This window comes from Muricauda sp. SCSIO 64092 (assembly GCF_023016285.1).
Taxonomy (GTDB): domain Bacteria; phylum Bacteroidota; class Bacteroidia; order Flavobacteriales; family Flavobacteriaceae; genus Croceivirga.
The window spans coordinates 827,671-847,519 of record NZ_CP095413.1 but is presented as its reverse complement, the minus strand read 5'-3'; the positions used below and the strand labels follow the sequence as shown (position 1 = coordinate 847,519).

22 protein-coding genes are annotated in these 19,849 nt (G+C 42.0%); 13 read left to right on the top strand and 9 right to left on the bottom strand.

The annotated features are described in order from the left end of the window. Window positions 1–5: 5 nt before the first annotated feature. The 9 genes from L0P88_RS03430 to L0P88_RS03390 all read left to right on the top strand — a co-directional run bounded on the left by L0P88_RS03430 (window position 6) and on the right by L0P88_RS03390 (window position 9,535). Window positions 6–1,964, top strand: a complete 1,959-nt coding sequence (locus L0P88_RS03430; protein ID WP_247133236.1) for a DUF3857 domain-containing protein — start codon at window positions 6–8, stop codon at window positions 1,962–1,964. A gap of 37 nt (window positions 1,965–2,001) precedes the next feature. After that, window positions 2,002–2,328, top strand: a complete 327-nt coding sequence (locus L0P88_RS03425) for a nucleotide pyrophosphohydrolase (RefSeq protein WP_247133235.1) — start codon at window positions 2,002–2,004, stop codon at window positions 2,326–2,328. 42 nt (window positions 2,329–2,370) lie between these two features. Continuing rightward, complete coding sequence (locus L0P88_RS03420) at window positions 2,371–3,600, top strand: 3-phosphoshikimate 1-carboxyvinyltransferase (RefSeq protein WP_247133234.1); 1,230 nt, start codon at window positions 2,371–2,373, stop codon at window positions 3,598–3,600. Window positions 3,601–3,680: 80 nt separating this feature from the next. Further along, window positions 3,681–4,730 carry a tRNA preQ1(34) S-adenosylmethionine ribosyltransferase-isomerase QueA gene (queA, locus tag L0P88_RS03415; protein ID WP_247133233.1) on the top strand — a complete coding sequence of 350 codons (1,050 nt, stop codon included), beginning with the start codon at window positions 3,681–3,683 and terminating at the stop codon, window positions 4,728–4,730. Between the two features lie 93 nt (window positions 4,731–4,823). After that, on the top strand, window positions 4,824–5,864 hold the full coding sequence (gene rlmN / locus L0P88_RS03410) for a 23S rRNA (adenine(2503)-C(2))-methyltransferase RlmN (protein WP_247133232.1): 1,041 nt from the start codon (window positions 4,824–4,826) through the stop codon (window positions 5,862–5,864). 173 nt (window positions 5,865–6,037) lie between these two features. Further along, window positions 6,038–6,973, top strand: a complete 936-nt coding sequence (locus tag L0P88_RS03405; RefSeq protein WP_247134830.1) for a polyprenyl synthetase family protein — start codon at window positions 6,038–6,040, stop codon at window positions 6,971–6,973. Between the two features lie 72 nt (window positions 6,974–7,045). Then, the gene (locus L0P88_RS03400) at window positions 7,046–7,618 is read left to right on the top strand and encodes an RNA polymerase sigma factor (RefSeq protein ID WP_247133231.1); all 573 of its coding nucleotides are present in this window, start codon (window positions 7,046–7,048) and stop codon (window positions 7,616–7,618) included. Between the two features lie 7 nt (window positions 7,619–7,625). Further along, a complete protein-coding gene (locus L0P88_RS03395; protein WP_247133230.1) occupies window positions 7,626–8,369 on the top strand; it encodes a hypothetical protein in 744 nt (247 codons plus the stop codon). A gap of 83 nt (window positions 8,370–8,452) precedes the next feature. Continuing rightward, on the top strand, window positions 8,453–9,535 hold the full coding sequence (locus L0P88_RS03390) for a hypothetical protein (RefSeq protein WP_247133229.1): 1,083 nt from the start codon (window positions 8,453–8,455) through the stop codon (window positions 9,533–9,535). 17 nt (window positions 9,536–9,552) lie between these two features. On the opposite strand, the gene L0P88_RS03385 is transcribed toward L0P88_RS03390, so the two are convergent. Further along, entirely contained in the window at window positions 9,553–9,792 is a 240-nt protein-coding gene (locus L0P88_RS03385; RefSeq protein WP_247133228.1) for a zinc-ribbon domain-containing protein, read from the bottom strand. 70 nt (window positions 9,793–9,862) lie between these two features. Here L0P88_RS03385 and dnaG point away from each other — a divergent pair, with 70 nt between their 5' ends. Then, window positions 9,863–11,836 (top strand): DNA primase, encoded by a 1,974-nt coding sequence (dnaG, locus tag L0P88_RS03380; RefSeq protein ID WP_247133227.1) that lies wholly within the window; start codon window positions 9,863–9,865, stop codon window positions 11,834–11,836. Window positions 11,837–11,892: 56 nt separating this feature from the next. Here dnaG and L0P88_RS03375 read toward each other — a convergent pair whose 3' ends face one another. Together L0P88_RS03375 and nadE are read right to left on the bottom strand one after the other, a co-directional pair. After that, window positions 11,893–12,522: a response regulator transcription factor gene (locus L0P88_RS03375; RefSeq protein ID WP_247133226.1), complete on the bottom strand. Its 630-nt coding sequence runs from the start codon at window positions 12,520–12,522 to the stop codon at window positions 11,893–11,895. A 167-nt stretch (window positions 12,523–12,689) separates the two neighbouring features. Beyond that, on the bottom strand, window positions 12,690–13,487 hold the full coding sequence (gene nadE, locus L0P88_RS03370; protein WP_247133225.1) for an NAD(+) synthase: 798 nt from the start codon (window positions 13,485–13,487) through the stop codon (window positions 12,690–12,692). A gap of 67 nt (window positions 13,488–13,554) precedes the next feature. Between nadE and gldB the strand changes: the two genes are divergently transcribed. Beyond that, window positions 13,555–14,523, top strand: a complete 969-nt coding sequence (gene gldB, locus L0P88_RS03365) for a gliding motility lipoprotein GldB (protein WP_247133224.1) — start codon at window positions 13,555–13,557, stop codon at window positions 14,521–14,523. After that, entirely contained in the window at window positions 14,523–14,858 is a 336-nt protein-coding gene (gene gldC / locus L0P88_RS03360; protein ID WP_247133223.1) for a gliding motility protein GldC, read from the top strand. Before gldB ends, gldC begins: the two co-directional genes overlap by 1 nt. On the opposite strand, the gene L0P88_RS03355 is transcribed toward gldC, so the two are convergent. The 4 genes from L0P88_RS03355 to L0P88_RS03340 form a co-directional block, all read right to left on the bottom strand. After that, complete coding sequence (locus tag L0P88_RS03355) at window positions 14,848–15,444, bottom strand: DUF1287 domain-containing protein (protein ID WP_247133222.1); 597 nt, start codon at window positions 15,442–15,444, stop codon at window positions 14,848–14,850. The two genes, gldC and L0P88_RS03355, sit on opposite strands and share 11 nt — an antisense overlap. Then, complete coding sequence (locus L0P88_RS03350) at window positions 15,444–15,926, bottom strand: hypothetical protein (protein WP_247133221.1); 483 nt, start codon at window positions 15,924–15,926, stop codon at window positions 15,444–15,446. Before L0P88_RS03350 ends, L0P88_RS03355 begins: the two co-directional genes overlap by 1 nt. A gap of 21 nt (window positions 15,927–15,947) precedes the next feature. Beyond that, a complete protein-coding gene (locus tag L0P88_RS03345) occupies window positions 15,948–16,298 on the bottom strand; it encodes a DUF3307 domain-containing protein (protein WP_247133220.1) in 351 nt (116 codons plus the stop codon). A gap of 114 nt (window positions 16,299–16,412) precedes the next feature. After that, a complete protein-coding gene (locus L0P88_RS03340; protein ID WP_247133219.1) occupies window positions 16,413–17,882 on the bottom strand; it encodes a serine hydrolase domain-containing protein in 1,470 nt (489 codons plus the stop codon). Between the two features lie 39 nt (window positions 17,883–17,921). Here L0P88_RS03340 and L0P88_RS03335 point away from each other — a divergent pair, with 39 nt between their 5' ends. Further along, window positions 17,922–18,338, top strand: coding sequence for a GTPase (locus L0P88_RS03335; protein WP_247133218.1), 417 nt, complete (start codon window positions 17,922–17,924; stop codon window positions 18,336–18,338). 52 nt (window positions 18,339–18,390) lie between these two features. Here the strand turns inward: L0P88_RS03335 and yihA are convergent, their stop codons facing one another. Beyond that, on the bottom strand, window positions 18,391–19,005 hold the full coding sequence (yihA, locus tag L0P88_RS03330; protein WP_247133217.1) for a ribosome biogenesis GTP-binding protein YihA/YsxC: 615 nt from the start codon (window positions 19,003–19,005) through the stop codon (window positions 18,391–18,393). A gap of 73 nt (window positions 19,006–19,078) precedes the next feature. Next, on the bottom strand, window positions 19,079–19,843 hold the full coding sequence (locus tag L0P88_RS03325) for an alpha/beta fold hydrolase (RefSeq protein ID WP_247133216.1): 765 nt from the start codon (window positions 19,841–19,843) through the stop codon (window positions 19,079–19,081). Between the last annotated feature and the right edge of the window lie 6 nt (window positions 19,844–19,849).

Genomic DNA, 19,849 nt, shown 5'->3' with positions numbered 1-19,849 from the left:
GACCAATGAGAATATCGGTTGTTTTTGTACTATTGTCCTGTACGGCCTTGTTCGGCCAATCCAGTACTACATTTGGGATGCTGTCCAAAGCGGAAAAAGAGTTTATCCGTTTTGATAAGGATACTACTGCCAATGCGGTCTATCTCTTTGAAAAAGGGGAGAATTTCTTTCAAGAAAGGGGACGCTACATTCGATTGATCACCCGATACCATGCAAAGGTCAAAATCCTAAAAAAGGAAGGTTTTGACCATGCTACCATAGAAATACCCTATTACCACAATGAAGATCTAACGGAAAAGGTGGAGAAAATAGTGGCATTGACCCATAACGGGATCGTGAAGGACTATGTAAAAAAATCCCAAGTATATGATGTGGACCTTTCTGAAAGATGGTCTGCCAAAAAGTTCACTTTTCCCAAGATATCCGTGGGCTCAATTCTGGAGTATACCTATGAGGTGGAATCCCCTTTCTTTTTCAATCTTTCCGGTTGGAAATTTCAGGCCGACATTCCAAAAGTCTACACGGAATACAATGCCAAAATACCGGGTAATTGGGTCTACAATAGAACTTTAATAGGGAGTATCAAACTCGATCTTAACGACGCCAAAGTTGAAAAGAACTGCTTTTCCGTTTCATGGGTTCCGAATGAAGCTTCATGCGAGGTCCTCAAATATGCCATGCAGGATGTTCCTGCTTTTAAGGAATCGGAAGCATTTATGCTTTCAAGCAGCAACTATCGCTCAAACCTGGAGTTCCAACTATCCCAATATACCACTTTTAAAGGGGCAAAAAGAAAGTTCACCAAAACCTGGAAAGATGTGGACGAGGAATTTAGGACCGAAAAAAATATAGGCCAACAACTGCGCAAAAAGAATTTTTTCGAAAAAAATGTTCCTGCGGAATTATTGACCCAAGGGACGCCTATGGAAAGGGCCAAAAACATCTATTCTTTTGTTCAAAACCATTATACATGGAATAAAAAATATAGACTTTGGCGGGATAACAAGGTCAAAAAAGCCTTTGAGGAAGGTAAAGGAAGCATTGCGGAAATTAACATTACGCTCATCAATCTTCTTAATGCAGCAGGAATTGAGACCAAAATGATGATGTCCAGCACCCGTAATCATGGATTGCCAAAAAAGACACATCCGGTCATATCGGATTTCAATTACATTTTGGCCAAAGCCACCATAGAGGGACAAGACTATTTATTGGATGCCACGGATAAATTTGTTCCTTTTGGGATGTTGCCCTATCGATGTCTCAACTATTATGGTCGTGTCATGGATTTTGATAGTGAAAGCTATTGGCAAAACATAGTGCCGGAAGTAGATAACAAAAGGGTCATTAGGGCACAGATCAGTTATGATCTGGAAAATGGAATTGCAAAAGGGGGGTTCAACGATATCAGCACGGGTTATGAAAGTATCCGCCAACGTAAGAAGTTAAGTGAAATGGATGAAGATACCTATGTTTCGGAAGCGGAAGGCAATTTTGAGGACGATATTTTTATCACCGACCACGTAATAAACGAGCAAAACTCAAATGAAAAAAGACTTATCCAACAATTTAAATTTGAGTTGGAGGATATCTTTAAAGAGCAGGAAATTTTTGTTAATCCATTCCTAATAAGGTTTTTTGATGAGAATCCTTTTAAAGCGGAGGAACGAAACTATCCCGTAGATTTCGGTTACCCCAGAAAATATGAGTTTGCCCTGTCCATGGCTGTTCCCGAGGGTTATAAGGTCAAGAGCCTACCGGAAAAAATGGGCCTGCAATTACCGGGGGAGGCGGGTCTTCTAAAATTGGATAGTAGCGAAGAATTTGGAAGGGTCAGTGTATCCTTTGAGTTTTCGTTAAATGCAACCCAAATCAATAGTAAGGCCTATGAACTTATTAAAACATTCTTTGGAAAAGCCGTAGAAATCCAAAACCAGTCCTATATCGTTTTGGAGAGGGTATAGTTCTGTCCTACTTCATACATTTGTCAAAAATGGAACAATGAACATCCAAAATGCGCAAAAAGCTGTGGACGCGTGGATAAAGGCCCACGGCGTCCGTTATTTCAACGAACTTACCAATATGGCCCAACTAACGGAGGAAGTAGGCGAGGTCGCGCGTATCATTGCCCGGAGATATGGAGAGCAGAGTGAAAAAGAATCGGACAAGGACAAGGATTTAGGAGAAGAATTGGCCGATGTCCTTTTTGTGGTACTCTGTCTAGCCAACCAGACTGGGGTGGATTTGCAACAATCCTTTGAAAAAAAATTGGAAATCAAGACCAATAGAGATCACGATAGGCACCATAACAATCAAAAGCTCAAATAAATCTATATTTGGGCTTTTGTTTAATCCAATAAAAGGTCCAATTTGAAACTCCATCTCTCAGCACCTTCCAATACTGTCCTTGACTCAGAAATTGCCATAACGGGATCTAAAAGCGAAACCAATCGCCTTTTGCTGTTACAGGCCTTGTTCCCAAATTTAGGGATTGAGAACGGGTCTAATTCCGATGATGCGGAAGTAATGCAAAAAGGGTTGGCAATTTCCAAAGGGGTGGTGGACATTCACCATGCAGGCACCGCAATGCGTTTTTTGACCTCCTACTTTGCTTCCCAAGAAGGAAAAGAAGTGCTATTGACCGGTTCTAAGCGTATGAAGCAGCGACCTATAAAGGTATTGGTCGATGCATTGAAAGGGTTGGGGGCCGATATTGAATACCAGGAAAATGAAGGATATCCACCCTTGAAAATCAAGGGCAAAAAAATAAAGGAATCCATGGTTGGCCTACCCGCCGATATCAGTAGCCAGTACATCTCATCCCTATGTCTTGTGGCGCCAAGTTTGGAAAATGGATTGACTATCGATTTGATAGGGAAAATTACTTCCGTACCGTACATAAAAATGACGCTTGGCCTCTTAAAGGAACTTGGGGTAGGGACATCCTTCCAGGGGAATCAAATAAGAATCCATCCCCAACCTAAAATTGGGCCCTTAAATCTTGTGGTGGAATCGGATTGGAGTGCGGCAAGCTACTACTACAGTATCGCTGCATTGGCAGCATTGGGTTCAGAAATAAAACTGTCGTCCTACAAACGCAATTCCCTCCAGGGTGATAGCGTACTTTCGGAAATCTATAAGGACTTTGGAGTGGATACCGATTTTGCCCGTAATTCAATTGTCCTTAAAAAAACACAAAAGCATACACCAAAACCCCTGCATTACGATCTTTCCAACGCACCGGATATTGCACAGACCATTGCCGTGACCTGTTTTGGTCTTGGAATGGAATGCCGTTTAACGGGCCTTCATACCTTGCCCATTAAAGAGACGGATCGTTTGGCAGCCATGAAAACAGAACTTGAAAAGTTTGGTGCATCAGTTGTCATAGACCACGAAAGTTTAGCATTGCAGACCACTTCCCAACTAAATGAAAATGTAGCAGTGGATACCTATAACGATCATAGAATGGCCATGGCCTTTGCCCCTTTGGCATTGAAGATTGATTTAATGGTGAACGATGCCGGTGTGGTTTCAAAATCCTATCCGGATTTTTGGAACCATATGAAAAAAGTAGGCTTTAAAGTTTCCCATGCCTAAGGAATTAATACGGGTTTTACTTGACAACGCCTTAGGCCAGATTGTATATTTGCGCTCCTTAAAAAAAATCATTCGATAAGATGAAATTGTCCAACTTCAATTTTGAGCTCCCTAAGGAGCTTTTGGCAGAGTATCCAGCAGAAAATAGAGATGAATCCAGATTAATGGTTATCCATAGGGAAACCGGGAAAATTGAACATAGAATGTTCAAGGACCTTATCGAGTATTTTGATGAGGGCGATGTAATGGTCCTTAACAATACCAAGGTATTTCCTGCAAGGCTTTATGGAAATAAGGAAAAGACCGGGGCGCGAATTGAAGTATTCTTGTTACGCGAATTGAATGATGAACAAAGACTTTGGGATGTGTTGGTCGATCCGGCACGTAAAATAAGGATTGGCAACAAACTCTACTTTGGGGACGATGAAAGTTTGGTGGCAGAGGTCATAGATAATACCACTTCCCGTGGGAGGACCCTACGTTTTCTCTATGATGGTTCCTACACCGACTTCAGGAGAAAACTGCGTGAGCTTGGGGAAACCCCATTGCCCAAGTACATCAAAAGGGAGGTCACCCCTGAGGATGAGGAGCGCTATCAGACCATATATGCCAAGCACGAGGGTGCCGTGGCAGCTCCAACAGCAGGCCTTCACTTTTCCAAGCACCTATTGAAACGGCTGGAGATCAAAGGTGTGGATTTTGCCGAGGTAACCTTGCACGTAGGTTTGGGTACTTTTAATCCGGTTGAGGTAGAAGACCTTTCCAAGCACAAAATGGACAGTGAGGAATTGGTGATCGATGAGAAGGCCACTGAGGTGGTAAATAATGCCAAGGCCAATAAAAAGAAGGTTTGTGCCGTAGGAACCACCGTTATGCGTGGATTGGAGAGCGCAGTTTCCTCAGAACGCACTTTAAATACCTTTGAGGGGTGGACCAATAAGTTTATTTTCCCTCCGTACGATTTTAGTATTGCCGATTGTATGATCACCAATTTCCATTTGCCAAAGTCGACTTTATTGATGATGATTTCAGCTTTTGTTGGGCACGATTTAATGAAGAAAGCCTACAAACAGGCCATTTTGGAGCAGTACCGATTTTATTCCTATGGCGATGCCATGCTGATTCTATAAGGTAAAACAGCATGGTTTCCAGTGCTATTGTGAACCGGACAATAAAAAAATCCCGATATGCGATCGGGATTTTTCTTTTCTAACTTTGCCCCTATGCCAGAAACCAAAAAAGATATACGCGCATTGACCAGGGAACAGCTACGGCATTTCTTTGTTTCAAAAGGGGATAAGGCATTTCGCGGAAATCAGGTATACGAATGGCTCTGGCAAAAATCGGCCTATTCCTTTGATGGAATGACCAATCTCTCCAAGGAAACCCGGCAAATGTTGGAGGATTATTTCGTTATCAATCATATTCGGGTGGACCAGATGCAACGAAGCAATGATGGCACCATTAAGAATGCCGTACAGTTGCATGACGATTTGGTGGTGGAGTCCGTCCTTATTCCAACCGATACAAGGACAACAGCCTGTGTTTCCAGTCAAGTAGGCTGCAGTTTGGATTGTAAATTTTGTGCCACTGCGCGTTTAAAGCGTATGCGGAACCTTAACCCGGATGAAATCTATGATCAAGTGGTCGCTATTGACAATCAAAGCAAACTGTATTTTGATAGGCCTTTGAGCAATATTGTTTTTATGGGGATGGGGGAACCCTTAATGAATTACAACAATGTATTGAAGGCCATTGATAAGATTACCTCCCCGGATGGTCTTGGAATGTCCCCAAAAAGAATCACGGTTTCTACCTCTGGTGTTCCAAAGATGATTAAAAAAATGGCCGACGAAGGGGTAAAATTTAATTTGGCGGTCTCCCTACATTCCGCCATAGATGAACTGCGCACCTCCATTATGCCCTTTAATGCCACTTTTCCACTTTCGGATTTAAGGGAGTCCCTACAGTACTGGTACCAAAAAACAAAAAAGAGGATTACCTATGAGTATGTGGTTTGGGAAGGCATCAACGATACCCAAAAAGATGTTGATGCCCTGGTGAAGTTTTGTCGTTTTGCACCTTCAAAAGTCAATCTTATTGAGTATAATCCTATTGATGATGGGGAGTTTTCCCAAGCATCCGAAGAGGCAATTCAACGGTATGTGCATACTTTGGAGAAAAATCATATAACGGTAACCATACGAAGATCAAGGGGAAAGGATATTGATGCGGCCTGTGGCCAATTGGCCAATAAAGGCTAAGTTTAAAAGCTTTGCTTTTACGTATTGTCCATGGTTTTCCATCAAAAGTCGAAATCTATGCATAATGCCCATAAAACATTCGGCTTTTCCATACTTTTGATTTTCTGTGTAAAATATAGTAGTACGTGTCTCGGAAAATCGTATCGCAAATACGGGAGCCTATAGAACGGGAAATGGAACTTTTTGAACAAAAGTTTTATGAGTCCATGTCTTCTAAAGTGGCCTTGCTCAATCGTATTACCTATTATATTGTAAACAGGAAGGGAAAACAGATGCGTCCCATGTTCGTTTTTTTAACGGCAAAAATGCTGAACCAAGGCGAAGTCGCTGAACGGACCTATACGGGAGCTTCCATTATAGAGCTGATACACACGGCCAGTCTGGTACATGATGATGTGGTGGACGAAAGCTATAAGCGTCGTGGGTTTTTTTCGATAAATGCCCTATGGAAAAATAAAATTGCGGTTTTGGTTGGGGATTACCTCTTTTCAAAAGGGCTATTGGTTTCCCTGGAAAAAGGGGATTATGACCTGCTTCAAATTATATCGGATTCGGTTAAATCCATGAGCGAAGGGGAGCTCTTACAAATTGAAAAGGCCCGGCTTTTGGATATCACGGAGGAAGTCTACTATGATATCATAAGACAGAAGACCGCAACATTGATCGCCGCTTGCTGTAGCATGGGTGCCGCTTCCGTAAGACCTAATTCCGAAGAAGTGGGGATCTTTAGGAAGTTTGGTGAATTGTGTGGCATGGCATTCCAGATAAAGGACGACCTATTTGATTACGGAACCGAGCAAATAGGTAAACCTACCGGAATAGACATTAAAGAACAAAAAATGACCCTTCCTTTGATTTATGCCTTAAATCGAAGCGATAAAGCAAATAGAAAGTGGCTCATCAATTCCATTAAAAATCACAATAAGGACAAAAAACGGGTCAAAGAAGTGATTGCCTATGTCAAGGAAATGGGAGGGTTGGATTATGCGGTTTCCAAAATGATGGAATTTAAGGATGAAGCTTTGGAAATCCTCAACAACTACCCAAATTCGGATTACAAAGCAGCGCTTACCCTTATGGTGAACTATGTTGTTGACCGAAAAAAGTAGTTTTTTTTGAAATTTGGGCAACCGTTTATAAACTACTGACGTCTGTACTAATAGAAGACAAATCGAGAACCATTGAAAGTCATCTCTTTTTATAGTAATGAAAAGCAATTGATAAAACGGGCCATTGCCGGGAGTCAAGGGGCGCAAAAGGCCATTTATGATAGGTTTGCCCCCAAAATGCTAAGTGTTTGCCGTCAGTATATCAAAGATTTGCATTACGCCGAAGATGTTATGGTGAACGGATTTGTAAAAGCTTTTAAGAATCTTGATGCTTTTGAGCACCGGGGCAGTTTTGAGGGCTGGATTCGAAAGATTATGGTGAGGGAAAGTATCTCCCACCTAAGAAAACGGCAATTTGTGGTGTATGATGATGAGATGGTGGATTTAAATCAAATGGATTCCCATTCAGATGCATCCTTAATGGACGTGGAATACATTCAAAGGTTGATAGATGCATTACCAGAAGGATATAAAATGGTTTTCGTGCTCTATGCCGTTGAAGGATACAAACACCATGAAATAGCGGACATGCTGAACATTTCGGAAGGAACGTCCAAATCCCAATTGTTTAAGGCAAGGAAATTGTTACAGGAAAACTTAAAATTAAAAGGATTATCGACCCATTTACGGTCCAAGAACAAATAGTACAGGCATGGATAAGTTGGAAAAACATATAAAACAAAAACTGGAGAAGCGGGAAATTGCGCCTTCGCCCAGGGCTTGGAATAGGATTTCCGAGGGTTTGGGTACGGAAACCAGGACATCAGCAAATAAAACATATTGGTGGATGGTGGCCGCGGGCTTTGCTGCTTTGGTTGTATTGTCCCTGGGAGTTTTGATCAATAATAAGGAGCCTTTGGAGGGCAGTGGGAACAGTGTTTTGGTGGAAGGGAAAAATACTACGGTCAACAACAGTGAAAACGAACTTGGAACACCCCCCGAAAATAAAGCCATTGTCTCTGTGGGAGAAGAAAAGCCAGGTGTTGAAAATAAGGTCCCGGAATCGGGAATGGCAATTAAGGAAATATCGCATCAAAACAACAACACAACGGTTGAGTTGGTAGCACTAAAGGAAACTCCGAAGGAGAAGGTCCTGGAAGTGCCTTTAAAAGATAAGATCATCGAGGATAAACTGGAAGAAGTACTGGCCCAGGTAAACGATATGGAAAATAACGCCATTACCGTTTCTGATGCAGAGATAGATTCATTGCTCATGGTCGCACAGAGAGAACTTTTGGCCACCAAAGTTTTTAAAGAAGATGGAAAGGTGGATGCTGTGGCACTTTTAAATGAAGTGGAGATGGAACTGTACGATGATGCCCGCAACCCATTGTTTATAAAATTAAAAGAAGGTTTCTTTAAGCTACGCACGGCAGTGGCCGATCGTAATAATTAATATTCATCAATCAAACCAATCCTTATTCACGCCCCTCGGTAACGAGGGGCTGTTCAAGGGCGGACCAAAATCAAAAAACAATCATGAAAAAAATTACTGTATTCCTTTTATTGCTTTTTATTGCTTCATCCATCTCGAACGCTTATGCACAGGACAGTTCCGTTCAAAGGAAAATCAGGGTATTGGAGCGGCAAAAGGAGGAGGTTTCCAAACAGGAAAAGAAAGCTTTAAAAGAGGAAGTCAAAGCCATTCACGAACGCTTGGAAAAAGGTCTTATCACCGAAAATGAAGCCCAAATACTTAAGGAGGAAGCCGCACGAAAAAGGGCGTTGAACATTGAGAACAGATTGGCCATTATTAACAACAGGATTGCCCTTTTAGAGAGAAATCAAGAGCTAACGGATGATGCCATTTTGGAAGGGGAAAACACCATGATTATAGATTTCACCGATGGCGATGATGAGGATTATCGAATTTTGGGAATTCGTTTTAAGGACAAGGATTGGGACAGGCCTGTTAAGTACGATCGTAGAACCTACTCTGATTTTGTTTTTGCGATAGGTTTTAACAATGCATTGATTGAAGGACAATCCTTGGATGATTCCCCGTACAAAATTGGAGGGAGTCGGTTTTTTGAAATGGGTTTCCAATGGCGGACAAGGGTATTCAGAAATTCCAACTGGCTTCGACTTAACTATGGATTGTCATTTCAATTTAATGGCCTAAAGCCAGATGGCAATCAATATTTTGTACAGAACGGGGACCAAACGGAACTCCAGGAGTTCGATGTGGAACTGGACAAATCCAAATTGCGCATGGATAATTTGGTTTTTCCCATTCATTTTGAATTTGGCCCTTCCAGGCTTTATGAGACTGAGGAAAAGATACGGTATTCGCTCAGGAGACAGTTCAGAATGGGCATTGGGGGATATGGAGGGTTCAATATAGGAACCAGGCAAAAACTAAAGTATAGCCGGGATGGGGAAGAAGTCAAAGAGAAGTTCAAACGCGGTTACAATACCAGCAATTTAATATATGGATTAAGTGCATACGCCGGTTTTGGCAACACCTCACTTTATCTAAAATACGATTTGAACCCTATTTTCAGAAATGCAGAGGTGGACCAAAGGAACATTTCCCTGGGACTGCGTTTTGATCTGGATTGAGAAACCAACCGGACTTTTCAGGAGGCCGATCGCTTCATTTCCGCTGTAAATTCGTCTTCATGGTACACCCGTTTGCAATGGGAGCATTCCGCATAGCGGGATGTTTGTATGGTAAACAGGGGCAACCAGAACAGGTGGAAATAGTTGGGACGTGAAACCAGTGTCAATGTACCCACTTGGCTACAATGGGGACAGGAAACACCGGGAAGTTGCCGTTCCATCTTTTTTCCCGGTCGCGTACCAAAGAAAAGAATCATTTTTATGATAAATTTGAAGGTTTAACCACAAATTTAGGTTTTAAGACCTTCAAGTTGATAAGATAGTCCAGTGATTTCAAAGACCACCATAGATCAAGTATATGAAACGGCACGGGTAGAGGAGGTCATAGGTGATTTTGTGCAGTTGAAAAAATCGGGCTCCAATTTTAAGGGATTAAGCCCTTTCTCGGATGAGCGAACCCCAAGTTTTATGGTTTCCCCTGTGAAACAGATTTGGAAGGATTTTAGTAGTGGTAAGGGAGGAAATGTGGTCGCTTTCTTAATGGAGCACGAACATTTTAGCTACCCGGAAGCCATCAGGTACTTGGCCAAAAAATACAATATAGAAGTTGAGGAAACCCAACAAACGGATGAACAAAAGGAACAGGCCAACGAACGGGAGAGTATGTACTTGGTCTCAGAGTATGCCCAGGATTATTTTGTAAGGACATTGTGGGAAACCGAACAAGGCAAGGCCATTGGTCTAAGTTATTTTAAAGAGCGGGGCTTTTTGGAGGGGACCATAAAAAAGTTTGGACTGGGCTATAGTTTGGACCAATGGGAAGCCTTTACCAAAAACGCATTGGACAAAGGATATCAATTGGAGTTTTTGGAGAAGACCGGTTTGACCATTGTGAAGGAACAAGCAGGGAAAACAGCAAAAACCTTCGATCGTTTTAAAGGAAGGGTACTCTTTCCCATCCACTCCATGAGCGGACGTGTATTGGGATTTGGGGGGAGGATTTTGGGCAATGATAAAAAAGCGGCGAAATACCTGAATTCCCCGGAGAGTGAGATTTACCATAAAAGTAAAGTGCTTTATGGCATTTATTTTGCAAAACAGGCCATAGCCAAAGAAGACAATTGTTATTTGGTTGAAGGGTATACCGATGTTATCCAAATGTACCAATGCGGTATAGAAAATGTAGTGGCTTCCAGCGGAACGGCACTTACTCCGGAACAAATACGATTGATCAATAGGCTTACAAAGAACATTACGGTTCTTTTTGATGGGGACGCTGCTGGACTCCGGGCTTCCCTTCGTGGGATAGACCTCATCTTGGAACAGGGCATGAACGTAAAGGTCTGTTCCTTTCCGGAGGGAGAGGATCCGGATAGCTTCGCAAGACATCATGCGTATGAAGATGTGGTATTGTACCTGGAAGCAAATTCCAAGGATTTTATTCAATTTAAAACATCACTGTTGGCCGAGGAGGCCGCTAACGATCCCATTAAACGTGCCGATACGGTAAGGGATATTGTCAACAGTATTTCAAAGATTCCGGACCGGATAAAGCAGGAGATTTACATACAGGAGTGCGCCAAAATCATGCAGGTTTCCGAAGAAGTGCTGTATAACACCCTGGCACAGATCAACAAGAAAGGGACTGCCGATGCCGGCAAAAGACTTAGGCAGGAACAGAAATCCTTTGAAGTCGTTAAAAACGAACGGTCTGTTGAAAAAGTGGATGTTCAAAATGAACTGGAACGAAAAATCATTGAGATTCTACTGCTTTATGGAAACCAGAAACAGGAGTTTGAAGACCTGGTATTGAAGGAAAACGAAGAAGGGGATTTGGTGTTGGAACCCGAAACGATAGAAGCCAAAGTCTATGAGAAGGTGTATCTGGATTTGCAGGAAGATGAAATCGAACTTTCCAATGAACGATTTAGGGAGGTGTATTATGGTTTGGTACAAAAACTGAATGAGGAAAAGGATTTTTCCATAAGTACCTTTATTTCCAGTTTGGATCAGGAAATAGGCAATGAAGTCTCTTCAATTTTAATGGAAGAAGAGAAATATGTACTGCACAATTGGGAAAGTAAGGATATTTACCCAAAACCAAAGGATTATGGTATAGCGCAGTTGGTGAGTGAGACCATATTGACCTTGCGGTGCAACTTGATCAAAACCAGAATATCCCTGTTGCAAAAGAATACCCAGGACTCTATGGAACACAATGCCGAGGTATTGGAAGAGATTATGAATTACCTTCAATTGAACAAGCTTCTCAACGAAAAGCTCAATAGGGTACTCTCCTAAAAATTAAAAACCCCAGAATTTCTGGGGTTTTTAATTGAAACACTAATGGATTCTTCTTAATAAAGCTCCAAGGCTTTGGCTTGTTGCAACAAATCCACTAGGTTATCCACGTTCAACTTGCGCATTAAACGTGCTTTGTACGTACTAACAGTTTTTTCATTGAGGTTTAGCCCTTCAGCAACCTCTTTATTGCGTTTTCCGCTGGCCAGAAGTTTCAGTACTTCTACCTCTCTGGTAGAAAGCTTTCTAAAGAATCTTCTCGGTTTTTGTGTACCTTCATCAAAGGCCAAACGTTGTGCCAGTTCATTGGTAATGAACATATTTCCTTCCGCTACCTTTTTAAGGGCAGCAATAATGTAATCTACATCAGCGGTTTTGGAAAGATAACCAAAGGCACCGGCCCTTATGGTACTGAGGGCATAGACATCTTCGGATTGGCCACTGTACATTAATACTTTTGTGGTAGGAAATTCTTGCTTGATTTTTCTTAGGGTAGCAATCCCATTAATTTCTGGAATATCCATTTCCAGCATTACGACATCGGGGGTAACTTTTTCCAAGGCCGCAAAAAGTTCGGTAGTGGATGAAACATCCGCTACGACTTCGAAACCTGAAGCAGAAGCCAAGACCTGCTTTATCCCTAAACGGACAATCGGATGGCTATCAGCTATTAAAACGTTGATCATGTGGGTAGTTTTTACTTTAACTTTATTTGGTTGTTACTCTTTTTAGTACTTAAAAGCCTACAAAGAATGACGGGCAAGTTAACAAAATAGCAATACAAAACTCCCAAAATTTGATTAAAACCACAGAATTTTTGGGGTTTTATTCGTTTTAATTGCGATAAATACGGTTAAGATGCAGATTTTAGCGAATCAGGGATTTCACAAATGGGTATAGGAATCATCTTATGCTTATTTGCCGAATTGAATTTTTTGTAGATGGCAAACACTTCTTTTTTCCTGTCAGAAAAGTCATCAATGCTTTTTCCTTCCTTATCCACTTGCATGGCCCATTCCAATTCAGGGTAGCTGGCCCCAATTTGGTCCTCGTCCGTTCTATGGTCTCCCCAAAGACCATCCGTGGGAGGTGTCTCCATAATATCCTGGTTTACCCCCAAAACTGACCCCAGTTCATACACCTCGGTCTTAACAAGGTCCGCAATAGGGCTTAAATCCACACCCCCATCCCCATATTTGGTGTAAAAACCAATACCAAAGTCCTCTACCTTGTTTCCAGTTCCGGCGACCAGGTAACCATTGAGGGCAGCAAAGTAATACAAGGTTGTCATGCGTAACCTGGCCCGGGTATTCGCCAAGGACATAAAACGTTTTTCTTCGTCCGCTACTTTTGGTAAAGCAGCTACTAAACTGTCAAAAACGGGAGTAAGGTTTACGGGTTGACGCTTAACATTGGCATAATTGTCCATTAGCCAGTTGATATGTCCATCGGCACGTGTCACTTGACTTTCCCCTTGGTGTATGGGCATTTCCACGCATAGGAGCTCCAATCCGGTCCTAGCACATAAGGTAGAGGTTACGGCCGAATCAATACCTCCGGAAACTCCAATGACAAAACCTTTAATATTGGCATTAATGGCATAATCCCTCAACCAATTGACAATATGTTCAATTACCTTTTCTGTTTGCATTATGTTTTATTTATGAATCTAAAAATTACCTTTGCAGCTTGTAAATTTAAACGCTGGGACGCTAATAATGAAGTGGGTACAAAAATACTTTCCGTCATTGTTGTTTATTCTTTTAATTTCTTGTGGGGAAGACAATACATTGGAACAGGAGATTGCCAAGATTCCAATTGATTTAAAAATTGAGCGGTTCGATCGGGAATTTGCCCAAGCAGGTCCGGATCAAATTCCCGTGCTTAAGTCCAAATACCCCTATTTATTCCCAAAACAATTTCCGGATAGCGTTTGGGTGGCCAAGCTTACCGATACAATCCAACAGGAATTGCTTTCCGAAGTTGATAAGGCTTTCGGGGATTTTAGGGAACAAGAGTCGGAATTGACTTCGCTGTTCCAGCACATTAAGTATTATTTTCCAAAATATAAGGTTCCCAAAGGAATTACCCTAACATCCGAGGTGCAATATGAAAATCGGGTGGTTTTGTCTGATTCCCTATTGTTATTGGGCTTGGACAATTACTTGGGGCAAGATCATCATTTCTACAGGAGTATTTCAAGATATATTGCCCAGGGATTGGATAAGAAGTTCCTGGTTTCCGATGTAGCCGGTGCTTTTGCCAAAACGATTAATCATTATCCCCGCAACAGAACATTTCTTTCCAGAATGGTGTATTATGGGAAGGAACTTTACCTGAAGGATATTTTGATTCCCAATGCCACTGATGCCCAGAAAATAAACTACTTGGATACGGAAATGGAGTGGGCCACCACCAATGAAGAACAGATCTGGCGTTATTTTGTGGAAAGGGAGTTATTGTACAGCACGGAATCTGCGCTGGACCGACGATTTCTGGATCCCGCACCATTCTCAAAGTTTCAACTGGAATTGGACAGTGAATCACCCGGAAGGCTGGGACGTTATATGGGCTGGCAAATTATAAGGGCATTTGCACAAAGAAATCCCGGGGTTGCCTTGGTGGAGCTTTTGGACATGCCCGCTGATGAAATTTTCAAAAAATCAAACTATAAACCAAAAAAGTAATGGCAGTAGCACATACTTCAGAAATACGATTAAAAGTGGGACTGGACGAGAATAGGGTTCCAGAGGAACTCACCTGGTCCGCGGAAGACGGAGGAGTGGAAAATGAGGAAGCAAAGGCCATGTTGCTATCTGTTTGGGACAGTAAAAACAAGGAATCCCTAAAAATTGATCTTTGGACCAAGGATATGCCGGTGGATGAGATGAAACTCTTTTTTCATCAAACCCTGGTCACCTTGTCAGATACCTTTATGCGTGCCACGCAAGATGAGAAAATGACGGCGACCATGAAGGACTTTTGTGAGTATTTTGCCGAAAAGTTGGAGCTCAAGGGCTAAGCCCGTTGTTGTAACGGTAATGTCCAATGATTTTATAGTCAAAAAGGCAATCCTGTAAAACCTGGCCCGAACCAATGTTATGGACCATTAGGGGGCGTTTCCCATCATGGGATTTTTTGGGGCTCACAATGCCAATATGGGTAACGGCCCCGCCAAGGTTCCAACATACGATATCCCCGGCTTTGTACTCTTTTCCTTCTCTTGTTATGGGCAGCGTTTCCCCAAATCGCTCAAAAAACACCATGAGATTTGGAACCCTTCTGTGGTCAATATTGGTGTCCGGTCTTTTTAGGCCCCAAATCTTGGGATAGTTGTCAAAGTTGGACCGCATGTCTTCATGAACTTGCTTTTGAAGATCGATATCCATTTTACGATAAGCCCTTATGATTACGTCCGTGCAGACCCCCTTACCCGAAGGAACATCCCCATTGGGGTAAGGGATTGCGAAATAACTGGGGTCGTAAACTACCTTATCCTCGGTAAGAACAAGGGCATTTTCAGCTAATTTTTGATAAAACCCATCCTGAGCTATGGCAGGGGTGGCGTATAGGATAATCAGAAACAGGATAAATATAGGGTTACGCATTAGGTCAAAGGTTCGTCCAGGTTATGAAACTGTCTTTTATGTTCCCCTTGGAGTTGTAAATCATGTTCTATTTTCGATGATTTGGGACGCAATACAAACAGATAGAGCAGTAAAACCCCGCCAACGGTTAAAAACAGGGCGTTGCCCGATTGTCCAAACCAAATAATGTTCAAAAGGGCCGGCCCTTCCAGTAAGGCATATTGAATGAGCAGGGCAGATTGAAGTCCCGTCAATTTTTCCCCCAGGGTTTCCTTGGGAAAAAGTGGATTTAGGAATAGTTTATAAAGAAACTTCCCCCCAAAAATACCGATGAGCCCAATCAAGGGAAAAACATAGATGAACATAGCATTGCCGTCTTGTTCCGCAGTACTTATAATTTCGGTGTTCAGGAAAAAGAAAGTACCCAACAAAAATGGCCCTAGCATTAAAGCCGAATGGATTAGGGTAAGTGTCTTGATATATGAACGTGGTGTGATTTGCATTTAGGTGGATTTAAGTAACGGTTATAAGGCCAAAACATCGGAATTTATAAAGGTCCAATACAAACAAATGGTATGCAGCAACTGGTCAAAACCCAAAATAGGATAGAAAATATGGGGCCTGTCTTGATATTTTGTGGTCAGTTTACTGGTAAAAAAGTCTACAATCAGGTGCAAAGCACCATTAAATAGCGTGTATCCGAGACCAACCTGCCATGAAAACAGGAACTGGGCCACAACAAAAAGCACCGCGGTATAAGTAAATACATGAATTAGCAGCCATTTGATACTGCTACTCTTTTTAATGGCCATGTTTCTGGTCTGGAAGAGGTAATCACCCACCCAGTGGCCAATAAGGACAATAATGAAATCCATGGGTTTAAGATAATATATTTAAATCATGAAAAAGAATGCACAACAACAAGCTTTATTCGTATGTAAAGCAAATGCTGTTATATCCCTTAAAAGGATTTTGAACAGATGCAATGACTAGTTGTGTTCTTCCAACCACCGCTTTGCCTCCGAAGTGTACCAAAAAGGGGAAAAGTTTTTGGCATTCGCAATAGTTTCAAAATGGGATTGGGCCTTGTCCAAATTTCCCTTGCGATTGTGGAAGGTTCCCATATAGATATTCACATAGGGATTGTCTTGGTCTTTTTTTAATAAGGTATTGGCTATGGCTTCAATTTGAGGGTCAAATTCATCAAATGGCCCTAAATCTTTGGAAAAATGCACATCTTTGATAAACGTAAGGTTGTGCAATAGGTTGAGGTCTGCGTAGGCCGGATAATCGGGATACTGCTTGAATAGCTGTCGAAGCAATTTTTTGCTTTTTTCCAGTTCCGAATCGTCAAAACGGGCCATAAAAGAAGAGGCCAAAGCTTCGGCAAGCAACTTTTTTCGGTGCAGCTCCGTATTTTGAAATTTTTCCGTGCCGTTTCCGCTTTCAAATAGGGGCATATCACCAAAATCAAACACATAATTTTTTAAAAAGCTCTGGGTGAAAAGCGAGGAAAGGCCATCCCCATAGATAAGTCGGGCAGGGTCGCTCATCAAATTGTTGTTTGCAAGTATGATAAGGCTTAGATGGTCTTCGGGAACTTTTAAAAGCAAACTGGAATAGGAATCATATTGTCCATAGGCCCAAAGCACTTTTTTGCCATTAAACACTTGGGAGAAAATACCATGGCCATATGGAAGGTGGGATGCGAAGGGAGTGTACATCCCAAGCTTCGAGGTTTCGTCCAATAATACATTATCATCCAGGGCTTTGCTGAATTTGGCCATATCCCTTGGATTGCTAACAATACCGGCGGAAGCAGAAGCGCCGTACTCCACTTGTCCTGCAACAACCTGTTCATCAAAATTGTAGGGTCTGGCCATAGTCTTGGTAACCGAAGTTGAATCCGTTAGCAAAAAAGTGTTCTGCAAATCCAAGGGTACAAAAATCCCATTCCCAATATAATCCCCAAATGAAGTTTTTGATGCCTTTTCAATGACATGGGTCAACGCGCCAAAACGATAACTGTAATAAAAGTTTTCACCTGGGCTTCCCTGTGAGGTATGGGACAGGACGTGTTTTATTTTTATGGAATCGTCAAAAATAGGGTCGTCAAAATAAGTGTTGATGGCGTCCTCAAAAGAAAGCTTTCCCTCTTCTTGCAGTTTGAACAAAGCAACACCCGCAAAAACCTTGGTAATGGACGCGATGGGGAACTGGGTGGTTGAATCCACCTTAATATCCTCCTCAACATTGGCATGGCCAAAGTAATCTTCGTAAAGTACGGAATCCCCTTTTTGGACCAACACGGCCAGTCCGGGAATATGGAAATACTCCTTCAAATGTTGTAGTTCCAATTTAAACTGTTCAGTATTTTTCGTAACACTTTTCGTATTGTCGGAAGTACTACAGCTTGTCAATAGGAGTAAGGCAATAAGGGCAAAGCAGCTATTTTTCATTTTCATGGTTTGATTTGGTCAAAATAAGGACAATCCAGGGTGAAAACAATTACTATTATGCGTTATCTTTTGGGAGAAATGGAAAACGTTCAAAAACTACTTTTTATCTACAATGCCAACTCGGGCAAGGCCAATGCTTTTTTGGACAGTATGCACAAAGTGTTCAGTCCCCAAACGTATGACTGTAAGTTATGCGAACTGACCTTTGGCGTAGCCTTGGAAAATAGGATATGGAAAAAATTTAGACAAGAAACCGATCGGGAGATGGTATTCCTCCATAAAGACGAGTTTGCCAAGAAATACAAAAGCAAGTTTGGGTACAAATTTTCGTTTCCCATTGTCCTTACTGAGGGAGGAAATGGTTTGGAGGTTGTGATTTCTACAGAAGAACTCAATCAGTTAAAAACGGTTCATGATTTGGTTGGTTTGGTAAAAGAGCGCTTGGAATTAATCTAAAAGACCACAATACCATGGGTATGACCAACGGTAAGATAGGTTTTACCCCCTATCATGACCAACCTTGGGCAACCTTATGGTTTATAGCATCAATATAGGCCAAAAGCGCTTCGCGTCCCAAGTATTTTGTGGATGAGGTGATAAAGTGAGGCGGCACTTCTTCCCAGGCGCCTTCCTTCAGGGTATTGAGATAAAAATCGACCCGGATGTTTATGGCTTCGGACTTGAGCTTGTCGGCTTTGGTGAAAACAATGGAAAATGGAATACCATTGGTCCCCAACCATTCCATAAATTCCATATCAATTTTTTGGGGCTCGTGCCGAATATCAACCAGTACAAATGCGGAAACCAGTTGCTTTCGTTTCAAGAAGTACGCAGTGATGTATTTTTGAAAGGTCTTTTTTTCCTTTTTGGACACACGCGCATAGCCATAACCCGGCAGGTCCACTAAAAACCAATTGTTATTGATCTTAAAATGGTTGATGAGCTGGGTCTTACCCGGTCTTCCAGAGGTTTTGGCCAGATTTTTGTTATCGACCAACATATTGATAAGTGATGACTTTCCCACATTGGAACGGCCAATAAAAGCGTATTCAGGTAGTGCTTCTTTGGGGCATTTGAGCACATCGGAATTGCTCATTACGAATTCGGCGGATGTAATTTTCATTGTACCGGGATAGAAAATCAATTACAAAGATACAGGACCATAAACGCTACACCAGGATGTACACGAGGTGTTGCTAAAAGCCCCGTTTTACCAACCAGGCATCCAAGATTTGGTTGAATTGCTCAGGATGCTCCATCATGGGAGCATGGCCACATTTGTCGATCCAGAACAATTCGGAATCCGGTAGGAGCTCATGAAACTCCTCTGCTACGTTTGGAGGGGTAACGTTGTCCTGTTTCCCCCAAATAATACAAGTAGGTGTCTGCATATTGGGCAAATCCTTGGCCATATTGTGGCGAATGGCACTTTTGGCAATGGCCAAAGTCTTCACCAGTTTCATTCGGTCATTTACCGTTGCAAATACCTCGTCCACAATCTCTTTGGTAGCGACTTTAGGGTCATAGAAGACGTCCTGGGCCTTCTTTTTAATGAATTCGTAATCCCCACGTTTGGGATAGCCATCACCCATGGCACTTTCATAGAGCCCGGAGCTGCCCGTTATCACCAATGCCTTTATTTTTTCAGGAAATAGTTTGGTATGTAAAAGGCCAATATGGCCGCCCAGGGAATTTCCCAAAAGGATAACGTCTTTAAGGCCTTTATGGGCTATAAACTCCTCTAGGAACTTGGCAAAGTTTTTTACCGTGGTTTTGAGCATGGGCATGTCATAGATGGGCAATTCGGGCACCAAAACTTGATAACCTTTGGTTGGAAAAAAATGGGTCACCCCCTGGAAATTGCTTAAACCCCCCATGAGCCCATGAAGAATGATAATGGGCTTCCCTTCACCAATTTCAATGTAACGGTATTTACCGTCTGTTATGATTTCGTCTTCCATCTAAGT

Coding starts and splice junctions, on each gene's coding strand:
- gldC (WP_247133223.1), top strand. CDS start 14,523: ATGGCAGTAGCACATACTTCAGAAATACGATTAAAAGTGGGACTGGAC.
- L0P88_RS03355 (WP_247133222.1), bottom strand. CDS start 15,444: ATGCGTAACCCTATATTTATCCTGTTTCTGATTATCCTATACGCCACC.
- L0P88_RS03425 (WP_247133235.1), top strand. CDS start 2,002: ATGAACATCCAAAATGCGCAAAAAGCTGTGGACGCGTGGATAAAGGCC.
- queA (WP_247133233.1), top strand. CDS start 3,681: ATGAAATTGTCCAACTTCAATTTTGAGCTCCCTAAGGAGCTTTTGGCA.
- yihA (WP_247133217.1), bottom strand. CDS start 19,005: ATGAAAATTACATCCGCCGAATTCGTAATGAGCAATTCCGATGTGCTC.
- L0P88_RS03345 (WP_247133220.1), bottom strand. CDS start 16,298: ATGGATTTCATTATTGTCCTTATTGGCCACTGGGTGGGTGATTACCTC.
- L0P88_RS03430 (WP_247133236.1), top strand. CDS start 6: ATGAGAATATCGGTTGTTTTTGTACTATTGTCCTGTACGGCCTTGTTC.
- gldB (WP_247133224.1), top strand. CDS start 13,555: ATGAAGTGGGTACAAAAATACTTTCCGTCATTGTTGTTTATTCTTTTA.
- L0P88_RS03405 (WP_247134830.1), top strand. CDS start 6,038: ATGGAACTTTTTGAACAAAAGTTTTATGAGTCCATGTCTTCTAAAGTG.
- L0P88_RS03325 (WP_247133216.1), bottom strand. CDS start 19,843: ATGGAAGACGAAATCATAACAGACGGTAAATACCGTTACATTGAAATT.
- L0P88_RS03350 (WP_247133221.1), bottom strand. CDS start 15,926: ATGCAAATCACACCACGTTCATATATCAAGACACTTACCCTAATCCAT.
- L0P88_RS03395 (WP_247133230.1), top strand. CDS start 7,626: ATGGATAAGTTGGAAAAACATATAAAACAAAAACTGGAGAAGCGGGAA.
- rlmN (WP_247133232.1), top strand. CDS start 4,824: ATGCCAGAAACCAAAAAAGATATACGCGCATTGACCAGGGAACAGCTA.
- L0P88_RS03340 (WP_247133219.1), bottom strand. CDS start 17,882: ATGAAAAATAGCTGCTTTGCCCTTATTGCCTTACTCCTATTGACAAGC.
- L0P88_RS03390 (WP_247133229.1), top strand. CDS start 8,453: ATGAAAAAAATTACTGTATTCCTTTTATTGCTTTTTATTGCTTCATCC.
- L0P88_RS03385 (WP_247133228.1), bottom strand. CDS start 9,792: ATGATTCTTTTCTTTGGTACGCGACCGGGAAAAAAGATGGAACGGCAA.
- nadE (WP_247133225.1), bottom strand. CDS start 13,487: ATGCAAACAGAAAAGGTAATTGAACATATTGTCAATTGGTTGAGGGAT.
- L0P88_RS03375 (WP_247133226.1), bottom strand. CDS start 12,522: ATGATCAACGTTTTAATAGCTGATAGCCATCCGATTGTCCGTTTAGGG.